Annotated in this window: 1 protein-coding gene; it reads left to right on the top strand. The window is 56.2% G+C overall.

Translation table 11 applies throughout. The features are described 5' to 3' along the window. Positions 1–201 (top strand): ketoacyl-synthetase C-terminal extension domain-containing protein (locus tag AC6CIF_RS32000; protein WP_498202763.1); only part of this gene is annotated, 201 nt, incomplete at both ends.

Here is a 201-nt window from a genome sequence, read left to right as displayed (position 1 = left end):
CATGGAGAGCTGGCGCCGTCCCTGCATGTGCAGCAAACCAACCCGCATATTGACTTTAGTCAAACCCCATTCACGGTCCAGCGGGAGTTAGATGTTTGGGAACGTCCGAGAGTGGACGGTCAGATTGTGCCGCGACGGGCGGGGATTTCCTCGTTTGGTGCAGGTGGAGCGAATGCTCATCTCATTTTGGAGGAATACCGG

Source organism: Paenibacillus sp. GQ49 (genome assembly GCF_059759055.1).
Note: the sequence above shows the minus strand (reverse complement) of the source record. Positions and strands in the feature narration are given on the sequence as shown.